Source organism: Paenibacillus macerans (assembly GCF_900454495.1).
Taxonomy (GTDB): Bacteria; Bacillota; Bacilli; order Paenibacillales; family Paenibacillaceae; genus Fontibacillus; species Fontibacillus macerans.
In genome coordinates, this window is the sequence record NZ_UGSI01000002.1 from 315933 (window position 1) to 334960 (window position 19028).

Annotated in this window: 19 protein-coding genes; 17 read left to right on the forward strand and 2 right to left on the reverse strand. The window is 44.0% G+C overall.

The features are described from left to right. Positions 1 to 14 precede the first annotated feature (14 nt). Positions 15 to 359 (reverse strand): helix-turn-helix domain-containing protein, encoded by a 345-nt coding sequence (locus tag DYE26_RS24560; protein ID WP_036618687.1) that lies wholly within the window; start codon positions 357 to 359, stop codon positions 15 to 17. Positions 360 to 545: 186 nt separating this feature from the next. Here DYE26_RS24560 and DYE26_RS24565 point away from each other — a divergent pair, with 186 nt between their 5' ends. Then, entirely contained in the window at positions 546 to 1955 is a 1410-nt protein-coding gene (locus tag DYE26_RS24565; protein WP_036618688.1) for a helix-turn-helix domain-containing protein, read from the forward strand. A gap of 319 nt (positions 1956 to 2274) precedes the next feature. Here DYE26_RS24565 and DYE26_RS24570 read toward each other — a convergent pair whose 3' ends face one another. Then, positions 2275 to 2493, reverse strand: coding sequence for a hypothetical protein (locus DYE26_RS24570; protein ID WP_036618689.1), 219 nt, complete (start codon positions 2491 to 2493; stop codon positions 2275 to 2277). Positions 2494 to 2693: 200 nt separating this feature from the next. Here DYE26_RS24570 and DYE26_RS24575 point away from each other — a divergent pair, with 200 nt between their 5' ends. The 16 genes from DYE26_RS24575 to DYE26_RS24650 all read left to right on the forward strand — a co-directional run bounded on the left by DYE26_RS24575 (position 2694) and on the right by DYE26_RS24650 (position 18841). Further along, on the forward strand, positions 2694 to 3692 hold the full coding sequence (locus DYE26_RS24575) for a copper amine oxidase N-terminal domain-containing protein (RefSeq protein WP_164815225.1): 999 nt from the start codon (positions 2694 to 2696) through the stop codon (positions 3690 to 3692). 236 nt (positions 3693 to 3928) lie between these two features. Beyond that, entirely contained in the window at positions 3929 to 4636 is a 708-nt protein-coding gene (locus DYE26_RS24580) for a LytR/AlgR family response regulator transcription factor (RefSeq protein WP_051985177.1), read from the forward strand. Between the two features lie 51 nt (positions 4637 to 4687). After that, complete coding sequence (locus tag DYE26_RS24585; RefSeq protein WP_036618691.1) at positions 4688 to 5443, forward strand: LytR/AlgR family response regulator transcription factor; 756 nt, start codon at positions 4688 to 4690, stop codon at positions 5441 to 5443. Position 5444: 1 nt separating this feature from the next. Next, positions 5445 to 6497, forward strand: coding sequence for a S8 family serine peptidase (locus tag DYE26_RS24590; protein WP_036618694.1), 1053 nt, complete (start codon positions 5445 to 5447; stop codon positions 6495 to 6497). A 146-nt stretch (positions 6498 to 6643) separates the two neighbouring features. Next, positions 6644 to 6790, forward strand: a complete 147-nt coding sequence (locus DYE26_RS24595) for a pseudouridine synthase (RefSeq protein ID WP_115311321.1) — start codon at positions 6644 to 6646, stop codon at positions 6788 to 6790. Positions 6791 to 6961: 171 nt separating this feature from the next. Further along, entirely contained in the window at positions 6962 to 7666 is a 705-nt protein-coding gene (locus tag DYE26_RS24600) for an ABC transporter ATP-binding protein (protein ID WP_051985178.1), read from the forward strand. Then, a complete protein-coding gene (locus DYE26_RS24605) occupies positions 7654 to 10050 on the forward strand; it encodes an ABC transporter permease (protein ID WP_036618696.1) in 2397 nt (798 codons plus the stop codon). Before DYE26_RS24600 ends, DYE26_RS24605 begins: the two co-directional genes overlap by 13 nt. A gap of 134 nt (positions 10051 to 10184) precedes the next feature. Continuing rightward, positions 10185 to 11342 (forward strand): radical SAM/SPASM domain-containing protein, encoded by a 1158-nt coding sequence (locus DYE26_RS24610; protein WP_036618698.1) that lies wholly within the window; start codon positions 10185 to 10187, stop codon positions 11340 to 11342. A gap of 19 nt (positions 11343 to 11361) precedes the next feature. Next, a complete protein-coding gene (locus DYE26_RS24615) occupies positions 11362 to 12462 on the forward strand; it encodes a radical SAM/SPASM domain-containing protein (protein ID WP_063836290.1) in 1101 nt (366 codons plus the stop codon). Beyond that, a complete protein-coding gene (locus tag DYE26_RS24620) occupies positions 12446 to 13741 on the forward strand; it encodes a radical SAM/SPASM domain-containing protein (RefSeq protein WP_036618700.1) in 1296 nt (431 codons plus the stop codon). The genes DYE26_RS24615 and DYE26_RS24620 overlap by 17 nt, the downstream gene beginning before the upstream one ends. Positions 13742 to 13782: 41 nt before the next feature. Beyond that, positions 13783 to 15483, forward strand: coding sequence for an ABC transporter ATP-binding protein (locus DYE26_RS24625; RefSeq protein ID WP_051985180.1), 1701 nt, complete (start codon positions 13783 to 13785; stop codon positions 15481 to 15483). A 441-nt stretch (positions 15484 to 15924) separates the two neighbouring features. Next, positions 15925 to 16368, forward strand: coding sequence for a phage tail terminator family protein (locus DYE26_RS24630; protein ID WP_124332340.1), 444 nt, complete (start codon positions 15925 to 15927; stop codon positions 16366 to 16368). Then, entirely contained in the window at positions 16358 to 16564 is a 207-nt protein-coding gene (locus DYE26_RS24635; RefSeq protein ID WP_036618704.1) for a hypothetical protein, read from the forward strand. Before DYE26_RS24630 ends, DYE26_RS24635 begins: the two co-directional genes overlap by 11 nt. Then, positions 16557 to 17885, forward strand: coding sequence for a phage tail sheath family protein (locus tag DYE26_RS24640; protein ID WP_036618706.1), 1329 nt, complete (start codon positions 16557 to 16559; stop codon positions 17883 to 17885). Before DYE26_RS24635 ends, DYE26_RS24640 begins: the two co-directional genes overlap by 8 nt. 13 nt (positions 17886 to 17898) lie before the next feature. Beyond that, positions 17899 to 18375, forward strand: coding sequence for a phage tail tube protein (locus DYE26_RS24645; RefSeq protein ID WP_036618709.1), 477 nt, complete (start codon positions 17899 to 17901; stop codon positions 18373 to 18375). Between the two features lie 46 nt (positions 18376 to 18421). Continuing rightward, complete coding sequence (locus DYE26_RS24650) at positions 18422 to 18841, forward strand: phage tail assembly chaperone (protein WP_036618711.1); 420 nt, start codon at positions 18422 to 18424, stop codon at positions 18839 to 18841. Positions 18842 to 19028: the final 187 nt, after the last annotated feature.

Below are 19028 nucleotides of genomic sequence, written 5' to 3' on the forward strand. Positions count from 1 at the left end.
CTACTGGGAAAAGGCTATTTAAACGCTTTTATAACTTCCTGATTAACCCGCCGCAAAATCTCAATCTGTTCCTCCGACAACCCCTCAGTACTTGCAATAAACTGATCAATGGCTTCCCAACGTGCTGTTTCAACTTTACCTTGTTCGACGCTTAAGTAAGCAACTTCATGGAGCGAAACGTTTAAGGCAACGAGCACCTTTTCCAAATTATCTATGGAGAAATTTCGTTCCCCACGTTCGATGGCTCCGATATATCTATAATCCAAACCGGATATATCCGCTAAATTTTGCTGGGTGAGGCCTTTTGCATTTCGGATTGCTCTGATTCGATTCCCTAGAAAATTGCGCAATTGTGCCATTTCGTCACCTCAGTATAAGCTTAGGTGACTGGGAAGATATTATGCAGGGCAGTAAATTTAGTTTTTTGCATGCAATATACTACTTATATATAGTATAATTGAATCAAAAGTGGGCATATGTGGGTGAGTACGTAGTTTCTGCAATGATTCTTACCGTAGGTTTCTGCCATTAAAGGAGGTTTACCTATGAAACCTGCAACCACGGTCAGACAAGAATTGGAGGATTTTCTGAGACAAAGAGGGTTAACGCTCCATCAGTTTTCGGAAATTTCCGGGATTAACGTGGGGACAATCAGCTCGATGTTAAGCGGGTATCGCCAAATCTCCATTCATAATCTGGATCTGATCACGGTGGGAATGGGGCGGGGGGAAGGCAGCCTTTACGAGGTCTATTTGGAGGACTGTTTGCTGAATTTGCCTCTGGATTGGCGGCGCTTGGGCCCGTTTTTGCGGCGATGTGCGGAATTGGGGAAGCTGGATTGCATAGAACGGCTAGTTCAGGCGGTAGCGGATCATTTGGCGTATGTACCGATGTTGTTTGAAACGGCGGAGGAGTTTTTTCGGGAGGGAAAAAGAGAGGCTGCGGCACTACTGTATGACTGCGTCGCCGAGTGCGAAAGGTATCAGCACTCCGAACGTTTGGCGTTTAGCCGCTATCGGCTGTTTACGATCGGCCTCGGCGACGATCAAGAGGAAAATATGCGTGCGGCCGTACAATTTGAGCCTTATGTTGAGCGGTTGGAAGAAGTGGCTCAGTTGGAGGCGCTAAAGGATTTGGCGGATGTGTATGCTTCTCTTCATCAGTGGGATCGTGTTAACGGCTTGGCGGTAAAGTTGGGGGAGAAAGCGGCACTAGCTCTTCGTACTAAGCGTTTGCGCAAGATAAAACCTGAAGGCAGGGAAGGCAAGAACATGTCTACGTCCAGGCCGCCGCTTTTTTACTTCCTTTATGCTTATTTGTTAAAGGCGAATGTTTGCGACGCTCGTCAAGAGTATGAACAGGCTTTGAGATATGTAAGACGGTATGCTAATTATGAGGTGCGTAGTAGTGAGGAATTGAGCGAACAAGAGCGGCAGATTGCCGAGCAGTTTCGGGATTGGGGAAAAGCAAACACTTATTTATACCGTTTGATGTCCGGTGAGGTTGAGGTGCTGGCGGATTATGCGGAGTGCGTTGCTGCCAAGGAGCACGAGATGATTCCGGCGATGTACCGGATTTTGCAGGCGGCTAACCGATACCAGTTGAATGTGGATGATCTTCTGGAGCGTTTCAGACCGCATTTTGCGCTAAAAGAACGGCTCTACCGTTTTGGCAAATACAATGCGCAGATTGTGGCCGATCATTATGTCCGTTTCTTAACGGAGCTCGCTTGTTACGATTTGCATAGGCAGCGGCATGATTTGGGGATCCGGAATTTATTAGATAGTTTGGAGCTTGCCATAAGACTTAACCATGAATCCATGCTTTTTCGTTGCGTACAGTTATTCGAGCAGTTCCGACACGTGGCTTCCCAGGAAAGACAGGATCAATATAAAAATCTAATTTGTGAGGTGAAAAGAAATGAGAAAAAGAATGTTGCTGTTCATTATGCTTAGCTTTCTGCTTGCCACTATGGGGAGTTTGGACAGCGGGATGGTGCGGATTCTGATTCACGGGTTGGGGGGCTAGTTAGGAGGGAGATATGAAGAGTCCCATTTTTGGGGCTCTTCTTCTTCAATAAATAAAAAGCCCCGATGTAGTCCGCATCAGAGCAAGTAAATGTGACAAAGCGACAAAGGTTTCCGTGTCTTATTTAACGTCCCCACGGCGTGGAATCGAGGGTCGCCTCCCCGATGATCTAAAGGTCCCTGTTATTTCTATTCCCAGTGTACGTTTGAATATTCGTAAGTGCAAATATCAAACTAATAGGAGCACTTAAGAAAAGCTCATGAATTGAATAACCCCTACTATAATCAACAGTAGAAATATACCCAAAATAATCGCAACGAATATCAGGACTGCCTTCTGTATTTTACGTGAGGCATTCCGGGATTGGCTTAGCTGCTGTTCAACATCATGTAATCGCTGTTTAAGCTCATGAATATCTTCCTTAACATCCTCATGCTTGCTTTCGTTGGGCAGGTTTGAATTCATCACAACCTCCTATGGCAATATTTAGTATCAATTCCTTATTTGTATCATAAGAAATTCTCGCTGGAAGTGCAATTGTAAATAGGCAACTCATATCGGGCCAAGAACCATTCTAGTACTCATATACTAAACATCTTGACACAAGTCCTAATCCCATTAGACTAGTAATTAGTGGGAATTAATTGTATATGGGGGGCTCTTTGTTGAAAAGATTATCTATTATATCTATTGTATGTGTGTTGTTATTTAGTTTAAGTGCTGTATCCGCTTCAGCGGCAACCAATGGATCAAATGTTTTTGTTGATGGGCAGCCGCTTTCCTCGAAATCCATAAACCGGAACGGGGAATCATTCGTACCTTTCCGGGAAGTATTTGAGAAGCTGAATATAAACATCGGGTACGATAAGAAATCCGGTCAAACCACGGGAACCGCGGATCAATTAAAGGTAACATTTAAAGTCGGCAGCAAAACCGCATATGTTAATGGAAAAAAGAAATCTCTGAAGGCAGCGCCCTTTACTCGGAACGGCACGACTTATATTCCGCTTCAATTTGTTGGGGCAATGACGGGGTACACCGTCAATTACTCGTCGAAAGTGAATGGTATTTTAATCACAAGCCCTTCTTTTGGAGGGGCCTCATACAGCGTTGAGGGAATTGAGGTATTTTTCACTTCTTATGGAACCGTCGAGATTGGTCTCAAAGCCGAAGAGGAATTAAATATGATGAGAGAACTGGCCGAGATCAAGTCGGACTACAATGCGGCTAAGAACTCTCCGAAATACCGTGTTATCGGCGAACCTCCAACCGCTGAAGAATCGAAGGATCCCGGGTATAAAGGGTACCCCGATTATTTTGATGCCAATTATGTTGCTGCGGTAGATAACAATGAGAAACTGCCGCCGCTGATGAGCGAAGGTTGGATCTCACTGGCTATGCTCTCGGAAATCGAAAAAATTGTTAATTTGGGCAGCAGCGATAAAAGTAAGCTTTCGATCGGCAAATATGTTGGTACTGAGGTTGTCAGATACGAAATCCCCTTAACCGACGAATACAAGAACGCCAAAGAAGGCGATTTTGTATTAGGAGATTTGCGCGTCAAAAAATATAAAAATATCATGTACTTGAATCTTGAAGATTTAAAAAAGGTAGGGCTTATTGGTTCGGAAATAGAGCAGGAAGAACGCTTTGAGTTGTCCTGATTTTCTGAGTCAACGGTTCGTTCGATTACAGGGCGCTCGCTTGAGTGCTCTGTTTTTGTTTTTTAACGAGGTTTGATAAGGCGACAATTGTTTTTCAAATAATTATGGATAATTTGTTAAAAGTATAGAAAAAGAGAGGATAAAGGATATTTATGGAGAATAATATATAAAATTAATTAAAATGTTATATTTTGCATTTTTATGACGAGATAAATCCAGGATAGAGGGTGTGGATCGTGATAAAAGTGGCTATGTGTGGTGATGATGCAGATTGTTTAGATCAAGTTGAAAAGATGCTGAATGACTATGCTTGCAAGAATAGGCTGTCGTTTTCCATTCACAGTTTTACCAGTGCCGTCCCTCTGCTTGAAACGATGAATACAGATTTTCAAATCTACATTTTTGATTTTAACATGACTTCAAGGAAAAAAATGAGGTTGGTACATTCCATAAAAAAAATGGACAAGTACGCTTATTTGATTTTTTTGACATCGGCTATTGAGATGGCTAAAGATACTTACCCTGTTCCGATTATCAATTATTTGACCAAACCTCTCCATCAAACTGCGCTGGAGAGGGAAATGGACAGGGCGATAAGACATACTGAGAAAATTGCCAACAACTATATGTTCATTAAAAACCACGACGGATTGTTTAAAGTCTTTTTGCCAGGGGTTTATTATATCGAGACCTTTAACAGAAATTTGTTGATCCATACGGATCACGGCAATTACTTATGCTTCAAAAAAATGCAACAACTTGAGAACGAGTTAATCAATTATCCATTTATAAGATGCCATAGTAGTTACATCGTCAATATGGATTACATTAGGAGAATTACGAATAACGAGATCGAGCTCGAGAATCGCGATAAAATTCTAGTCAGTAAATGGAGGAGGAAAAACGTTGTAGAGAGCTTGACTAGTTATATTGAAAACGTTTAAAAGTGTGGATCATTCAGAGCTAGATTTGGCAAGTATCGGAGGTATGGATACATGATAAAAATAGCTATATGTTTGGACAGCCCCAAATTATTGAAGGAGATCCACGGCTACATGCAGCATTACTGCACTTTGAACGATACGCATCTGGATGTCAGAAAATATTATAACTTTCGCGGCTTTTTGAGAGACATTTATTATCAAGCGTTCGATCTGGTTTTTATGGATCTCCCTAAGTCCGGGGAACAGGAATTTGCCATCGTCGAGAAAGTAAAAAAAATCGTCCCGGATGCAGTTATAGCTTTTGTGTCTATAAGTTCCGCCTCCATTATCGTAAAGGAGCCTAACTTGGCGAATGTTGTTTTTATAACAAAGCCGATCAATTACGGGAAAATTGAATTTCTAGTTAACGAAATCAGAAATGTGAAATCATACAGAGAAAGAAAAAGCCTGTTGGTTAAAAATGATCAGGGTATTTTTAAAATCAGGTGTTGCGACATTATATTTTTAGAGCGTTGTCAGAAGAGCGTCATCATTCATACGAATACTGAAGAAATCAATAGCTGCAGAACAATGAAGGAGTACGAATCTAAACTGCGGGAGCCTGTTTTTTTTCGATGTCATACGAGTTTTATTGTGAATACGAATTATATTGCCAATCTACACGATCATGAATTGAGCATGATTAATAAGAAAGTGATACCCGTAAGCCGTTACCGAAGAAAAGGTTTGATTCAACTTATGTTGAGCCCAAGCAGATGTGAACCCATGAATCCGGGTGCAGGGTCAACTTTTTCAAAGCAGGTGTGAAATGAAAATAGCGGTAATCGATTCGGGCGTTAACCTAAAAGATGAACTACTGCTCGACCAAACTATTGAAACCATCGCAATGGGACAAGGCCGTTATCAATCATGCTCAATCGACGATAGCGGACATGGAACGGATATCGTAAAAATTATTTGCGGACAGACCATGGCTCCGCACATCGTTTCCATCCAGGTGCTCAACCGCGACAATAAAGGCTCTGTTGATGCCTTATGCGCAGCCATAAACCACTGTGCTGAAACCGGGGTTGATTTAATCAACCTAAGTTTAGGGCTGCGAAATACAAGCAGCGAGACCATACAAAAATTAAAGTCCTGTTGCGATGCAGCGGTGAAAAAGGGAGTGGCTATTGTCTCTTCCAACCATAACGACGGAAATACGGACCTTCCGTCCTATCCGTATGCTTTTGACGAAGTTATTGGGGTTTCCAGTTCCCTGGGGATTGAGCAAAAAATAAAATTCGACCGCCAAACGAATAAAATCATTTTCTCCGACAATATTGTCAGCGTCCCTGACCGAAATAGGGTGATACTTCAAAAAGGAAACAGCTTTTTGGCGCCGATCATAGCCGGCTTGTATAGTGAATTTCTGAAGGAAACGGTGGATCGCTCCGACATTCACCGCGATTTTTTATCGTTCATGGAGCATGTTCAGTGCAACCATACGAACCTGTTTTTCTATAGAAACAAGAGTCAAAGTTACGGCCAGTTCCATGGCAAAAAAGTCGGTTATTTTTATATGAAAAAAACCGCTAACGACATTCATTTGCTTAACCGGCTCCATCAATTTGCAACCGTTCGTTTATTTCATATGGCCGAAGAAATCGACCAATGCTCTATTTCCGGTTTGGACTTTTTATTTTTTGGAGAAATCAGCAAAGGTGAAGCGATGCAATGTGAACCCGTATTGTCAAAACTAATTAACGCCGCCGCCAGGCAAGGCATACATTTGGTGATGATGGTGCCCTTTATGAGCATTCATCAACGATTACAGGTGTCGGAAAAGTATAAAATTTACGTACAGAGCGCATATATCTAGCCTCCAAAAGGTTGCAATTTTATGAAACTGACCAATTAGCCCAAATAATGATACATTTAATCAAAAGCGCTATGTACAGGAAGAATATGGTTTTATAGTTAAGACATAAAACTTACTTGAGTAAGTGCATGAAAGGAGGGAGAACGATGAGCAAAGAGCTGGAAAAAGAACTCAACGTTTTGGACGAACTCGAGGAAATCGAAGGCTATGCCTACTGCAGCACGCATAAGGACAAATGCTTGAACGATTGTATCAACCCGCTTCCTAATGCTATGATCGCAGACATAAATTAACAAAAAGCGGATGAAAGACCTGGAATCCTGATGCTTTTATTGCAGACGCAAATTAAAAATAAAAGGTTTTAAACTACGATTTGAAACCAAGTAGTTTAAAACCTTTTATTTTACATATATAAAAGTTAAATAGATTAATTCGTCCAGTAAGCCGAGAAAGGATGTAATATCATGGTAGTCTTGGAGGCTATGTATTTAAAAAAGTATTATGGAGTTGCCCCTAACCTGATCAAAGCCTTGGATGGCGTCAACTTATCAGTGAGCCGCGGAGAGTTTGTCGCGATCGAGGGAACTTCGGGAAGCGGCAAATCAACCTTGTTAAATTTAATCGGCGGACTCGACAAACCTACGGAAGGAAAAGTGGTCATCAACGGATGCGAATTGTCCAAACTTAGCGATGATCAACTCACGGTGTTTAGGAGAACAAACATCGGGTTTATTTTTCAAGATTACAATTTGATCCCTGCTTTGAATGTCTACGAAAACGTTATACTTCCGGTTGAACTGGATCATGGGAAGATTGATAAAGATTATTTAACAAGTATTTTAGAGATGCTCGATTTATCCGATAAACAAACGAAATTAATGAATCAATTGTCCGGAGGACAGCAGCAAAGGGTGGCGATTGCAAGGGCACTGGCAACGAAGCCGGCGATTATTCTGGCCGATGAGCCGACGGGCAACCTGGACAGCAAAGCAAGTGCCAGCGTGATGGAACTTTTGCGGATGAGCAACAGAAGGTTTAATCAAACTCTTATTATGATTACGCATAATCCGGATATCGCCAAACTTGCTGATCGTATCGTACGCATCGAAGACGGAAAAATAATGCCAGCAGTTCCGGAAAATAAGGTGGTAGAAAAATGGCGAAATTAAATACTTCAGGGATAAAAAGATTATCCAAAGCGAACTTAAAGGCGGATAGAGTTAAATATTACTTTGCCGGCAGTATTATTGCTTTGGCTGCATTTTTATTAACGGTTGTATTGACATTTGGATATAACTCTTTTACGAACTTGCAAAATGATTCCGATTTTCAGGCCATTTTTTATAATGTCAGCCCTGATGAAATTTCTCGAATACAACAAGTAGAGGAGATCGACAAGGTTGGGCTTTACCTGGAGGTGGGCAGGGAGAAACAAGAGGAGCGATCATTATCGATTTTGTATACGGATCAGACGATGATGGATTTATCGAATGCCAGCATCGTTCAGGGCAAGTTTCCGACACAGCCCAATGAAATGGCGATAGAAGAAGGCTACTTTTCGGCCGATGCTCCCAAACCCGGTATCGGGGATCGCATCGTAGTGGAGTTTAGAAACAACGCCAGCAAAGAAATGCAGACGAACGAATTTGTGATCTCAGGCTTGTTACAAACGACTGCGTCCGGAGAGGCAAATCGGATCAGCTACAACGCCTTGGTATCAAAGGCGTTTATCGCGGCCGATCCGCACCTTTCCAAGGCAAAATATTCCGCAGCCATTAAAGTGCAAAATGCCGGCAGCTATGCCAATGAAGAACTGAAATCCAAAATCAAAGATATCGGAAATCAAATCGGCTTTCCTGAGCAAAACGTTCAGATCAATAATATGAACGTAGATACCAACAATCTATCAGGCGGCACCATCCTGATGATTTTTTGCATCATCGTGGTCATTGCATTGGCATGCTGGGTCGTAATCTACAACATTTTTTATATATCGATTATCAAACAAATCAAACAATATGGACAACTACGGGCATTAGGAGCAACGCGCAAGCAAATTAAAAAGATGGTGAAATATGAAGGGGGATATGTATCCCGTAATTTTATCCCGGTTGGCGTTCTCCTAGGATGCTTGATGAGTTGGGCCATGAATCCTTCCGTTTGGACGTTCCTTCCCAGCCTGCTTCTCGCTATAGCGGCAGGTTTGTTTACGGTTATAACGGTACGGTTTTCATTAAACGCGCCGGCCAAGTTTGCAGCGAAAATATCCCCGATCGAAGCGATTCGCTACATCGGAGCGGAAATCTATATCTATAAGAGGAAAGAGAAGAAAAGCTCGAAACGGCTAACCCCCTTTGCTTTGGCCGGGATGAATTTAACAAGAAGCCGAAAAAAAACGCTGTTGACGTTGTTATCGTTGATCTTAAGCGGCGTTCTGTTCATTTCATTTGCGACACTGCTGAATTCGGTTGATGCGGTCTCCAGAACTCAGCCGAACTTCCCGAATAACGGGAAGTTCGTGATTCAAATCAACAGTGAACTTTATTCTGAAACGGTGAATTTAAGCGATCTGCAAAGCGAGAATCAGCTCTCCGGGACTTTAAAGGGCAGCATCCTCTCCATAAGCGGAGTCGATCGTGTTATAGAACGTCAGTATATCGAAGCCACTATTAAAGGAACGAGCGAAAGTGAAGGACCTGCGGTGGTAAGCGTAGAAAACATTTCTCCGAATAATATAGAGCCATTACGAAAGCGCCTGGTTCAAGGAAAAATACCTGAAGTTGATTCTTCGGATGATTCCTATATTCTGATGAACAGCGCCAGTAGTGCTTTCGAATTTTATGGCATTAAGTACGCCGTTGGCGACCGAATTTCATTTATCATTGGCAATGATCGGGACAAGGTTGAACATGAGTTCGAGATCATTGGCGATATAGCGGATAAAAACATGGGAACAGAGTTTTACTTGCCGTCCAAAGTCATGCAATCCTTAGCCCCTTTTAATCCGAATCAAAGTTTTGAAGTGGTTCTCAAGGAAAATACGAATGAACAAATCGTGAAAGAGGAGCTGCAACGTCTGATTCAAAACAAGGACACTTTAAACGTACTTTCATTTTCTGACATGGTGAAGTCCAATAAGGCGGGCTTTCGAATGATCACGATTGCTGTGTACAGTTTTATGATTTTTATAGCCTTATTTAGCGTTATTAATCTGTTGAACACGGTTATGACCACAATTAATGCGAGAAGAGTCGAAATCGGAATTATGCAAGCCATAGGCATGGATCGGAAACAGTTATTCGCCATGTTGGGTTGCGAAACCGGGTTTTTAATTGTTGGAAGCTTCGTGATTTCTCTTCTTGCAGGGAATCTTATCGGGTATGGGATAAGCGAATCTTTAGGGAACGTTGGCGGACTTTCTTTTATTCATTATAAATTTCCGTGGCTTGCCATTTTCTTATATGTATTCGCTACGTTGCTGATTCAAGTTTGCGTACTCCGGTTCATGAGGAGCTCAATGTCAAGGCAGACTGTAGTGGAGAGATTACGATAAATGGGGATGAGGTTAAGCTAACCACATATGCTAACCATCTAGGCTACTTCAGAGTACATTTAAACAAAAACCATTTCGCCAGGTCTCAAAGGAGCATACAGTTAAAGCAAAACCTGAATGAAAGGAAAGTGCTTATGGAGTGCACCTTAAACCTGGCGGATGGTTGCAATCTTCAATGTACTTATTGTTATGAAGGCAATGAAAAACGGAACTCGGTCTTAAGCGAAGAAGTGATGCGGGAAGCTATCGATTTTATGGTGGAAAATAACCCGAAAGAAGAAAAAATTCATCTTAGTTTGCTAGGTGGAGAACCATTATTAAACAAAAAGGTGCTCCTCCGTCTTTTTGATTATATAGATGATAAATACCGCGAAATAAAACAAAGGTTTGAGTTCGAGATGACCACCAATGGGATATTGCTCGATGACAGGATCATGGAAATCGTGAGAAATAATAACTTCAAACTTTATGTCAGCATCGATGGGGACCGTGAGACGCATAATTTAAACAGATCAAGCGGCAATAAGAGGAATTACTACGACACGATTCTGCGCAATCTACAAAAGTTAATTGAGCAAAAAGTCCAGTTTGGCGTTCGGATGACGGTGACTTGCAATAATGTACACATATTTCATCAAAATGTACTTTATTTTTACGAGATGGGCGTGAAAAGAGTTCACGCCGCTTACGATGATTTCGGAGCGTGGACACGAGAAACCCTGAACCTGCTGGATGAACAGATGGAGCTTCTGGACGAGTACTATTTAAATTCGGTGGCAAACACTCAAGATCGCCTCTTTAATTTGCATGATCTCAAGTTAACAACGTTTTTTGCCAGCAGGAAGCCGCTGTTTTGTTCGGCCGGTTCAATCGGGCACTTTACGGTAAATAGCAGCGGGGATATCTTTCCCTGCGGGTATGTACTGAACGATATGAAATGGAACATCGGAAATTTTCAGGAGGGTATTGACCGAACGAAACTAATAAGTTGTATCAAAGCGTCTGTGAAACCTTCGAACAAATGCAATGATTGCGATATCGCCTTTACGTGCAGTGGGCGAAAGTGCGGATTTCAAAATTACCGGCTGACGGGTTCTTTAAATATACCTTCGGACATTACGTGCAAACTGGAACGGATATTGTATAAACATAATTACCAAGTGATTAAAAAGATGTATGAGCGGAAAATCCCCAGATTAATGAGATATTTTGAGATTGCCGAGGCCAATCAAATTAAAATCGGAAAGACGATGGAATCCATCATCCGTGAAGCGGCGGCTGCCAAATCATAAAATAAAGGGGTATCCTACCATGTATTCAATATCGCTGGAAGTTAATCAGAAATGCAATCTGAGGTGTAAATACTGCTATTTAGGGGATAAAGCAGGCTCCGTCATGTCATTGAAAACGGCTAAACAAAGCGTAGATTTGGCATTTGATCAAGCGGTGATTCATAGGGACAAAAAAATCTGGTTTGATTTTATCGGCGGGGAAGCGCTGATCGATTTTCCTTTGCTGAACCAAATACTGCAGTATATCCAGGATAAAAATAAGGACAAGCAGTACCATGTTAAATTGTCGATGACCTCGAATGCTACGCTCCTGAATTCGGAAATTATCGATTGGTTGGCGGAAAACAACTTTGATTTAAAAGTAAGCATTGACGGAAAAAAGGACGTCCACGATCTGAATCGGGTTACCATCCATAACAGGGGTTCATTTGATGCTATTTTGAAAAACTGGAAACATGTACGTGAATATGAACGGAAAGCGGGAAAATACATCCAGGCGACCAATGTTATTACGAGAAACAATTACATGCATTACGGGGAAACCGTGAAGTTTCTGGTTGAAGAATTAGGCATCAAAATCGTTGACACGGCTATTGATTTGTCCGTCGACTGGAAAAAAGATGAGCTGACGGTCATTTGCGATGAAATAAATAAGGTATTTTCCTTTTATGAACAATGTGCCGCTGAAAGAAAAGCTTTTGGATGGAGCTTTATTAATGAAGTTTTCAGTTCCGTGGAGAAAAAGAGGAAATTTTACAGCTGCGGCGCCGGGATCATTAGCCTTTATGTCCGGACGGACGGAACCTTTTACCCGTGTCACGCCTACATGGTAGAAGAGGAAAGCCTGGGAAACGCCGATCAAGGATTAAACCGGAATAAAATTGAATACTTAAAAAATTTGAATTCTATCGATAATGAAAACTGCAATAGGTGTGAAATTTACGAAGTGTGCGGGGCAAAGGGCTGTATTATGCAAAGTTTGGAAACGAATGGCGACGTGAATTTGCCGGATCCAACGCTCTGTTATATGCAGAAGTTTAAAAGTTCTTTCTATTATAAAAATATAGACCGATTAAAAAAAATCGCCGAAGGAAGTCGTGCCTATGAATACGAACTTTAGTCCCCAAATCAAAATCGTAAAAAAGAATGGAAAAGTAATCCTGTTGAACCCGGAAAGTTCCCATTGGGTAAAGATGGATGAGCGTGTTTTTAATAAATATAGCACTCATTGGACGGTTTTTTGTGAATATTTGAACAAAAGATTCAGCCTTTTTGAGACGATCGACAAAAAACAATCGATCAATAACGTATACTATTCAGTTACGGGCAAATGTAATTTGAATTGCGATTTTTGCAGCATGAATTCGGGAACACATGTCAGCACGAAAGAGGACCTTTCCTTGGAGGAGATAAAACATACTTTGATCCCCAAAATCAGGGCAGTTAGCCCCAAAGTAGTCATTATTACCGGTGGGGAGCCTTTTGTAAGAAAGGACATCATCGAAATTTTAAAGGCCTTCAGCGATACCTTCGGAAAGGAACGCATCCTTCTTCAAACGAATGGACTGCTGCTTAGCAAAAAGCTTATCGATAACTTCGCGCAATACGTTGGAGCTGTTGAGATCAGCATAGAAAATATATTCGAACACGATAAATTGCTGAATAAGATGATAACATCGTTCAACCAGATTATTGATAACGATTGCAGTTTGAAATTTTCCTTCGTCATTAACAAGCATACCGCTCAATTTCTGCAAAGGGCGATCGCTCTAACATATAAATATAACGCAGCGTGTTTAATCAGGTTTGTAAGCGATGTAGGGCGCGCGGCGGCTTATCCATCCACTATGAGTTATTTTGAAAAGATAGATATTTATCGAAGCACGGTCCACTATGTTCTTGAGCATGAATATTTCAATGATAACATTACCAATATGTTTTTCAGCACGGTTCAGACGAAAACAGAGTGCGGCGGTTTCGGGAGAACCTGGGGAATTCATGCCAACGGTGAAATACGGATGTGTTCAAACCTTCATGATGAAAACTTCAAGATAGGGAACATTAGGGAACATACTCCTGATCAGATCACTGACCTAATCAATGTGAAGAAACAAAACGAGGAGATTCAAAATCTTTTTTTGGTAAGCAAGCGGGAGAGATGCAGTAAGTGCGATATCCAATATTTTTGTACTGGCCCGTGCGCTGCCGAAATTGTGGAAAAGGAGAAAAAATCCGAAGACATATACGGGGATTGCGAACTGAAAATATTACTGGTCAATTTTATGCTCTATCACTATGACCGTACGAAAACGAGCAAAGAAAATCTGGGCAGCTTCTTGGAATATTTGAATGACAACGCAAACGACCATTTAAAGAAGCTAGTTTTTGAATCAAAGTGAGGTACCCATTGTAATTTTATTGAGGGAAGGTTGTCTCTCTTATGCATAATGCATATATTGCTTTTTTGAACAAATACTTGCTTAAAGAAAAAAAAATTATCATCGTAGTGTTGGCTATAACGGTACTTCAAAGCCTCATTACCATCTGTATTCCATTAACCTATAAAGGGCTTATTGATCAAGCATTTCCGAAACGTGACTTTAATCTGTTTATGATTTGTGTTTCGGGTATGCTTATTTTATTTTTTACGAATTCCTTATTGAATATTTTAAAAGATTATTTGCTGGCAAAGATTGTCGAGAATCTGAGCTTTTCTTTGAGAAGAGGGCTCAACGACAAGCTCAGCCGGCTGCCCTACAAATTTTTTGACGATCATAAGTTAAGCGACATTTTATCCCGGTATAACAAAGAAATAGATACCATCAAACAAAATTGCGGATATATGACGGTCAGCATCTTCAGTAATGCGGTTACTACTGTTTTTGCTTGCAGTATGATCCTTTTTTTTGATTGGAAGTTGCTCGCCGTTTCCATGCTCATCATCGCACTATACATCTTGGTCAACAGATGCTTTGGAAAAAAAGTAAAAGAATATGCGGAAAAAACGATGAAAAGCAACGAGCAATCGATGAATCAAATGGTGGAGACGTATAATAATGTATTGATGACCAAGATTTATAATGCATTCGGTTATGTAGAAAAAAATTTTTTAAAAGCTTATAAAAGGCAATACGACCATCAGATGAAATTGGAACTGGCTTATTCAATCAATATCAATATTGGCGGTATATTGGTATACCTGCTATCGGGAGTGATATGGATCATTGGCGGGTTGGGCGTTTTTGCAAATAGATATACAATCGGAACGATCGTTTCGCTTATAAATTACCAGAGTATGCTGCTAGGGTCGACCCGGTTTTTTAGCGAATTCAACAACAGTTACCAAGGGACAGTAACAGCGATCGGCAGATTGGATGAAATTTTAAATGAAGCGGAAGAGAACGTGAAAGGTGCCCCTCCGCCTCAGCAAATTTACGAGATCATTATTGATCATGTATCTTTTTCTTACGATGTAAACGACAGACCGGTGCTTTTGGATGCCAAAGGAGCTATAAAGAAGGGAGAAATTACGGCTTTTGTCGGGCCAAGCGGTTGCGGAAAGTCAACGATAACCAAGCTGCTGCTCGGGCTGTATAAACCACAGCAAGGTTGTATTCGGATCAATCATGACAGGCTGGACGGCATGGATTTGTGTTTATTCCGAAGAAGGACGGCCTATATTCCTCAAGATTCCTTGTTTTTTCATGACTCGATCTTAAATAACATAGGCTTTGGAACAAATGTTAACCTGAATTTGCTGGATGACTACACTAAAACTATAGATTTGTACGATGAAATTATGGACTTGCCCAACAAATGGGATACGATCTTGAGTGTCGGCGGAAACAATATTTCAGGCGGTCAAAAAAAGAGACTCGATATTTTAAGGGCCTTGGTAAAAAATGCGGACATTATCATTTTTGATGAGCCGACCGCTTCTTTGGATGCGGAAAGAAGGGGCGCGTTTTTAAATTTACTAAAAGAGATAAAAAACGATAAAATCATTATTTTGATAACCCATAACACGGATGAGATGCAGTACTTTGATAAAATCTATGCCGTTCAGGACGGAACCCTTTTAAGCTTAACAAACGAAGAATGGCAAGCCAATGTGAGTAAACCGTCAGTGGTTTGCAGTTAGTCACCGTATTCTTCCCAGAAGCCAAAATACCTGTCCTCTTCCTGTCCTCCCACTTGTCCGCTCATTGTCCTTTCCATGTCCGCTTTAGGGCCGATGATGGCCGCCAATCCGAGATAAAATGATAGTGTCGAAAGATAAAAACTTAATACCGAACGGGGCTGTGAATGAGACTTTCACGGCCCTATTTTTTTCTCGCCGGTTTCAGAGGCAGCGGCAGGCATCCCATACGGGCGTACCCTCATTGCAGCGGGTGATGATACCAGGTAGGCGCTATAGAGGAAGGGCGTTCGAACAATTGTGCAATAGAAGGGACGCCGGATGGGGCCAGCCGTGAAGTGTTCTGGAAGCGTCGGCCGTTCGATGCCGGTTGAATGCTGTCCGGAATGCTGCGTCCTTGAAAATCGGCGGGAAAAACAAGCCTAAGCGAAGGCAGGTGAGCATTTGTCACAGTCGATCATGAACGACGTGGTGCAGCGGGTGGCTGCGGCGGTAGCGGCCCGGTTTCGGGATCTGCCGGTTTATACCGAGCCGAGTCCGGAAGGATTCACGGGGCCGTGCTTTTTCGTGCGGCTGCTTAAATCGGAGCAGAATCAGGAGCTGGGGCGGCGCTTTAAGCGGACCTATTCGCTTGATGTCGGGTTTTTCCCCGCGGCGGAACGCAGCCGAGAGTCCGCCTACGACATGGCGGAGCAGCTCTGCGAGCTGTTTGCGGATTTTCCGGCGGATGACGGGCTGTCGCATGGGGCGGGCATAAACGCCGAAATCAAGGACGACGGGACGCTGCATCTGTACCTGACATTCCGCCAATGGGTCTGGTCGCCGGCCAGCGAAGAGATCAAGATGAGAAAACTTCGGCAGGAGGGGAAGGTTAAAGATGGTGTTTAAGAAGAAAGCGGACAAGCCTGTGGCACCGGCGGAACGGACTTTTTCCAAGGCCCAGCTGCTGGCGGCCAAACGCTTTAGCGGCGTGGAAAAGGACATTTTGCACGTGACGCTGGAGGACGGGGCGGCCTATACGGAAGCCCAGGCCGAGCAGGCGCTACAATCATTTATCCAAAGAGGAGTGAAGGAACATGGCTAACGGCACATGGACAACGCAAAATAAAGTATCTCCGGGGGTTTACATTAATTTTAAATCGGCGGCTCGCCCGCTAGGCACGGTCGGCGAGCGCGGGGTAGCGGCTTTTCCGGCATCGCTGCCTTGGGGGCCAAGCGGATTGATCAAGCTGGAGGCGGCGACTTTTCTGCAGAACGCCTTGAAGCTGCTGGGCTTTAACGCGGCTGACGCAAGAATCCGCCACATTGCAGCGGCGATGGCGCACGCCAGCCAGGTGCTGATCTATCGGCTGGGGGCCAAAAACGCCGTAAAGGCTACGGCCGCTATCGGCAATTTGACGGCTACCGCCAAATACGGCGGCTCGCGCGGCAATGACCTGCAAATCGTCGTGCAGGCCAGCGTGGATCAACCGGACGCTTACGAAGTCCGCACGTTGCTGGAAGGCGAGGAAGTCGACGCCCAGATCGTCGGTTCGGCCGAGGCGCTCGTAAGCAATGACTTCGTCACGTTCGCGGGCAGCGGTGAGTTGACCGAAACGGCGGGAACGGCGCTGGCGGGCGGCAAGGAAGGCACCGGCGGAAACGGCGACTGGACCGATGCTTTGGCGGCTTTGGAAGCGGAGGAGTTCGACGTGCTTGGTTTGCCGACCGACGATTCCGCGCTGAAGCAGTTGGCCGTGGCGTATACAAAACGTCTGCGGGACGATGAAGGCAAGAAGTTCGTCACCGTCCTCTACAATTACCCGCAAGCGGACTACGAAGGGGTCATCAGCTTGAAGAATAGCGTGATCACCGCCGAAGGATTGACGGTGGAGCCGATTTCCCTGTTGTGGGAAATCGCCGCGATGGAAGCGGGAGCAGCCGTCAACGAATCGCTCACCTATGCGGAGATTCCGAATGCGGTTGACGTAACGCCGAAACTGACGTACAGCGAGACGATCAAGGCGCTGCAAAACGGCGAGCTGGTGCTGACGGCGGCGAACGGCAAGGTGCAGATCCAGCAGGATATCAACACCTTCAAGACATTTACGCCCGAAAAAGCCAAACATTTCAGCAAAAACCGCGTCGTGCGGGTATTGGACACGATCGCGCGGGACATTCAGCGTACTTTCGGCGCAAGTTACATCGGGAAAGTCGGAAACAACGCGGACGGCCGCAATTTGTTGAAAGGCGAGGTGCTCAGCTATCTGGGAACCCTGCAGGGCATTGGAGCGATTCAGAATTTCAACGCGGAGACCGATCTGGAAGTGCTGCCGGGCATCGACGGGGACGCCGTTGTCATCAATCTGAGCGTGCAGCCGGTGGATAGTATCGAAAAAATCTACATGACCGTCACGGTCAACTAAGGAGGACGAAAACATGGCAGGTTCTTTTTTTAATGTGAAAGATGCGATAAGCGGCAAACAGGCCAAAGCCTTCGTAAAAATCGGCGACCGGACGGAGGAGCTGTTCTACGCTAAAACGTTGGAGTCGACGATCGAAAAATCGAAAGTGGACGTCCCGACGCTGGGCAGAACGGGGACGCCGCAGCGGTCGGCCGGCTGGAAAGGCACAGGCACGCTGACCATTTATTACGTCTCCTCCTTTTTCCGCAAGCTGATGGAGGACTACGTGAAGAACGGGAACGACTTCTGGTTCGATCTGATGATTACGAACGAGCAGCCGGGAAGCAGCGCGGGCAAACAAACCGTGTTCCTGCGGAACTGCAACCTCGACAGCATCATTGCGGCCAAATTCGACGCGTCCAGCGAGGATATGCTTGAGGAAGAGATTCCGTTTACCTTCGAGGATTATGACGTGATGGAATCCTTTAACGCGATTCAGCCGACCAACTAACGATTCTTTAACGGAAAAATAAAACCATTCAGGAGGAGATTCACGAATGAGCTCTTTATCTGCTTTTTTTGCGCAAAATGCCGCCGCCGGACTGGTGGAGGAAGTTGTCGTGTCCGAACGTTTCAAGGATGAGCAGGGCCAGCCGGTCCCGTGGCGCCTGCGCAGCATGACCGAGGAGGAGAACGAGACGATCCGCAAATCCTGCCAGCGCAAGGTGAAGGACAAAGGAATGGTCAGCTACGAGACGAACACCGATGAATACCTGGCCAAGCTGGCGGTCGCCAGCGTCGTATTCCCGGATTTGAAGAATGCCGAGCTTCAGCAATCCTATCAGGTGATGGGCGCGGATCAATGCCTGCGGAAGATGCTGCTCCCGGGCGAATACGCCACACTTGTGCAGAAGGTCCAGGAGATCAACGGCTTCGACAAGAGCATCAACGAACTGGCGGATGAAGTAAAAAACTGATCGATGAGGGCGACGGCGAAACGGTCTGCGCCCTCTTCGCCCTGAACCGCTACCACTTGATGCCCTGGGAGTTCGCCGCGTTGGGCGCAAAGCAAAAGGCAGCGCTCATCGCGATGATCCAGGAGACCATCAAATCCGAGAAAAAAGCGGCGAAGAAAAAGTGAACATCCTGCCTGGAAAGAAGGTG

Coding starts and splice junctions, on each gene's coding strand:
- DYE26_RS24570 (WP_036618689.1), bottom strand. CDS start 2,493: ATGAATTCAAACCTGCCCAACGAAAGCAAGCATGAGGATGTTAAGGAA.
- DYE26_RS24610 (WP_036618698.1), top strand. CDS start 10,185: ATGGAGTGCACCTTAAACCTGGCGGATGGTTGCAATCTTCAATGTACT.
- DYE26_RS24650 (WP_036618711.1), top strand. CDS start 18,422: ATGAGCTCTTTATCTGCTTTTTTTGCGCAAAATGCCGCCGCCGGACTG.
- DYE26_RS24615 (WP_063836290.1), top strand. CDS start 11,362: ATGTATTCAATATCGCTGGAAGTTAATCAGAAATGCAATCTGAGGTGT.
- DYE26_RS24640 (WP_036618706.1), top strand. CDS start 16,557: ATGGCTAACGGCACATGGACAACGCAAAATAAAGTATCTCCGGGGGTT.
- DYE26_RS24635 (WP_036618704.1), top strand. CDS start 16,358: ATGGTGTTTAAGAAGAAAGCGGACAAGCCTGTGGCACCGGCGGAACGG.
- DYE26_RS24585 (WP_036618691.1), top strand. CDS start 4,688: ATGATAAAAATAGCTATATGTTTGGACAGCCCCAAATTATTGAAGGAG.
- DYE26_RS24595 (WP_115311321.1), top strand. CDS start 6,644: ATGAGCAAAGAGCTGGAAAAAGAACTCAACGTTTTGGACGAACTCGAG.
- DYE26_RS24565 (WP_036618688.1), top strand. CDS start 546: ATGAAACCTGCAACCACGGTCAGACAAGAATTGGAGGATTTTCTGAGA.
- DYE26_RS24590 (WP_036618694.1), top strand. CDS start 5,445: ATGAAAATAGCGGTAATCGATTCGGGCGTTAACCTAAAAGATGAACTA.
- DYE26_RS24620 (WP_036618700.1), top strand. CDS start 12,446: ATGAATACGAACTTTAGTCCCCAAATCAAAATCGTAAAAAAGAATGGA.
- DYE26_RS24560 (WP_036618687.1), bottom strand. CDS start 359: ATGGCACAATTGCGCAATTTTCTAGGGAATCGAATCAGAGCAATCCGA.
- DYE26_RS24600 (WP_051985178.1), top strand. CDS start 6,962: ATGGTAGTCTTGGAGGCTATGTATTTAAAAAAGTATTATGGAGTTGCC.
- DYE26_RS24605 (WP_036618696.1), top strand. CDS start 7,654: ATGGCGAAATTAAATACTTCAGGGATAAAAAGATTATCCAAAGCGAAC.
- DYE26_RS24625 (WP_051985180.1), top strand. CDS start 13,783: ATGCATAATGCATATATTGCTTTTTTGAACAAATACTTGCTTAAAGAA.
- DYE26_RS24645 (WP_036618709.1), top strand. CDS start 17,899: ATGGCAGGTTCTTTTTTTAATGTGAAAGATGCGATAAGCGGCAAACAG.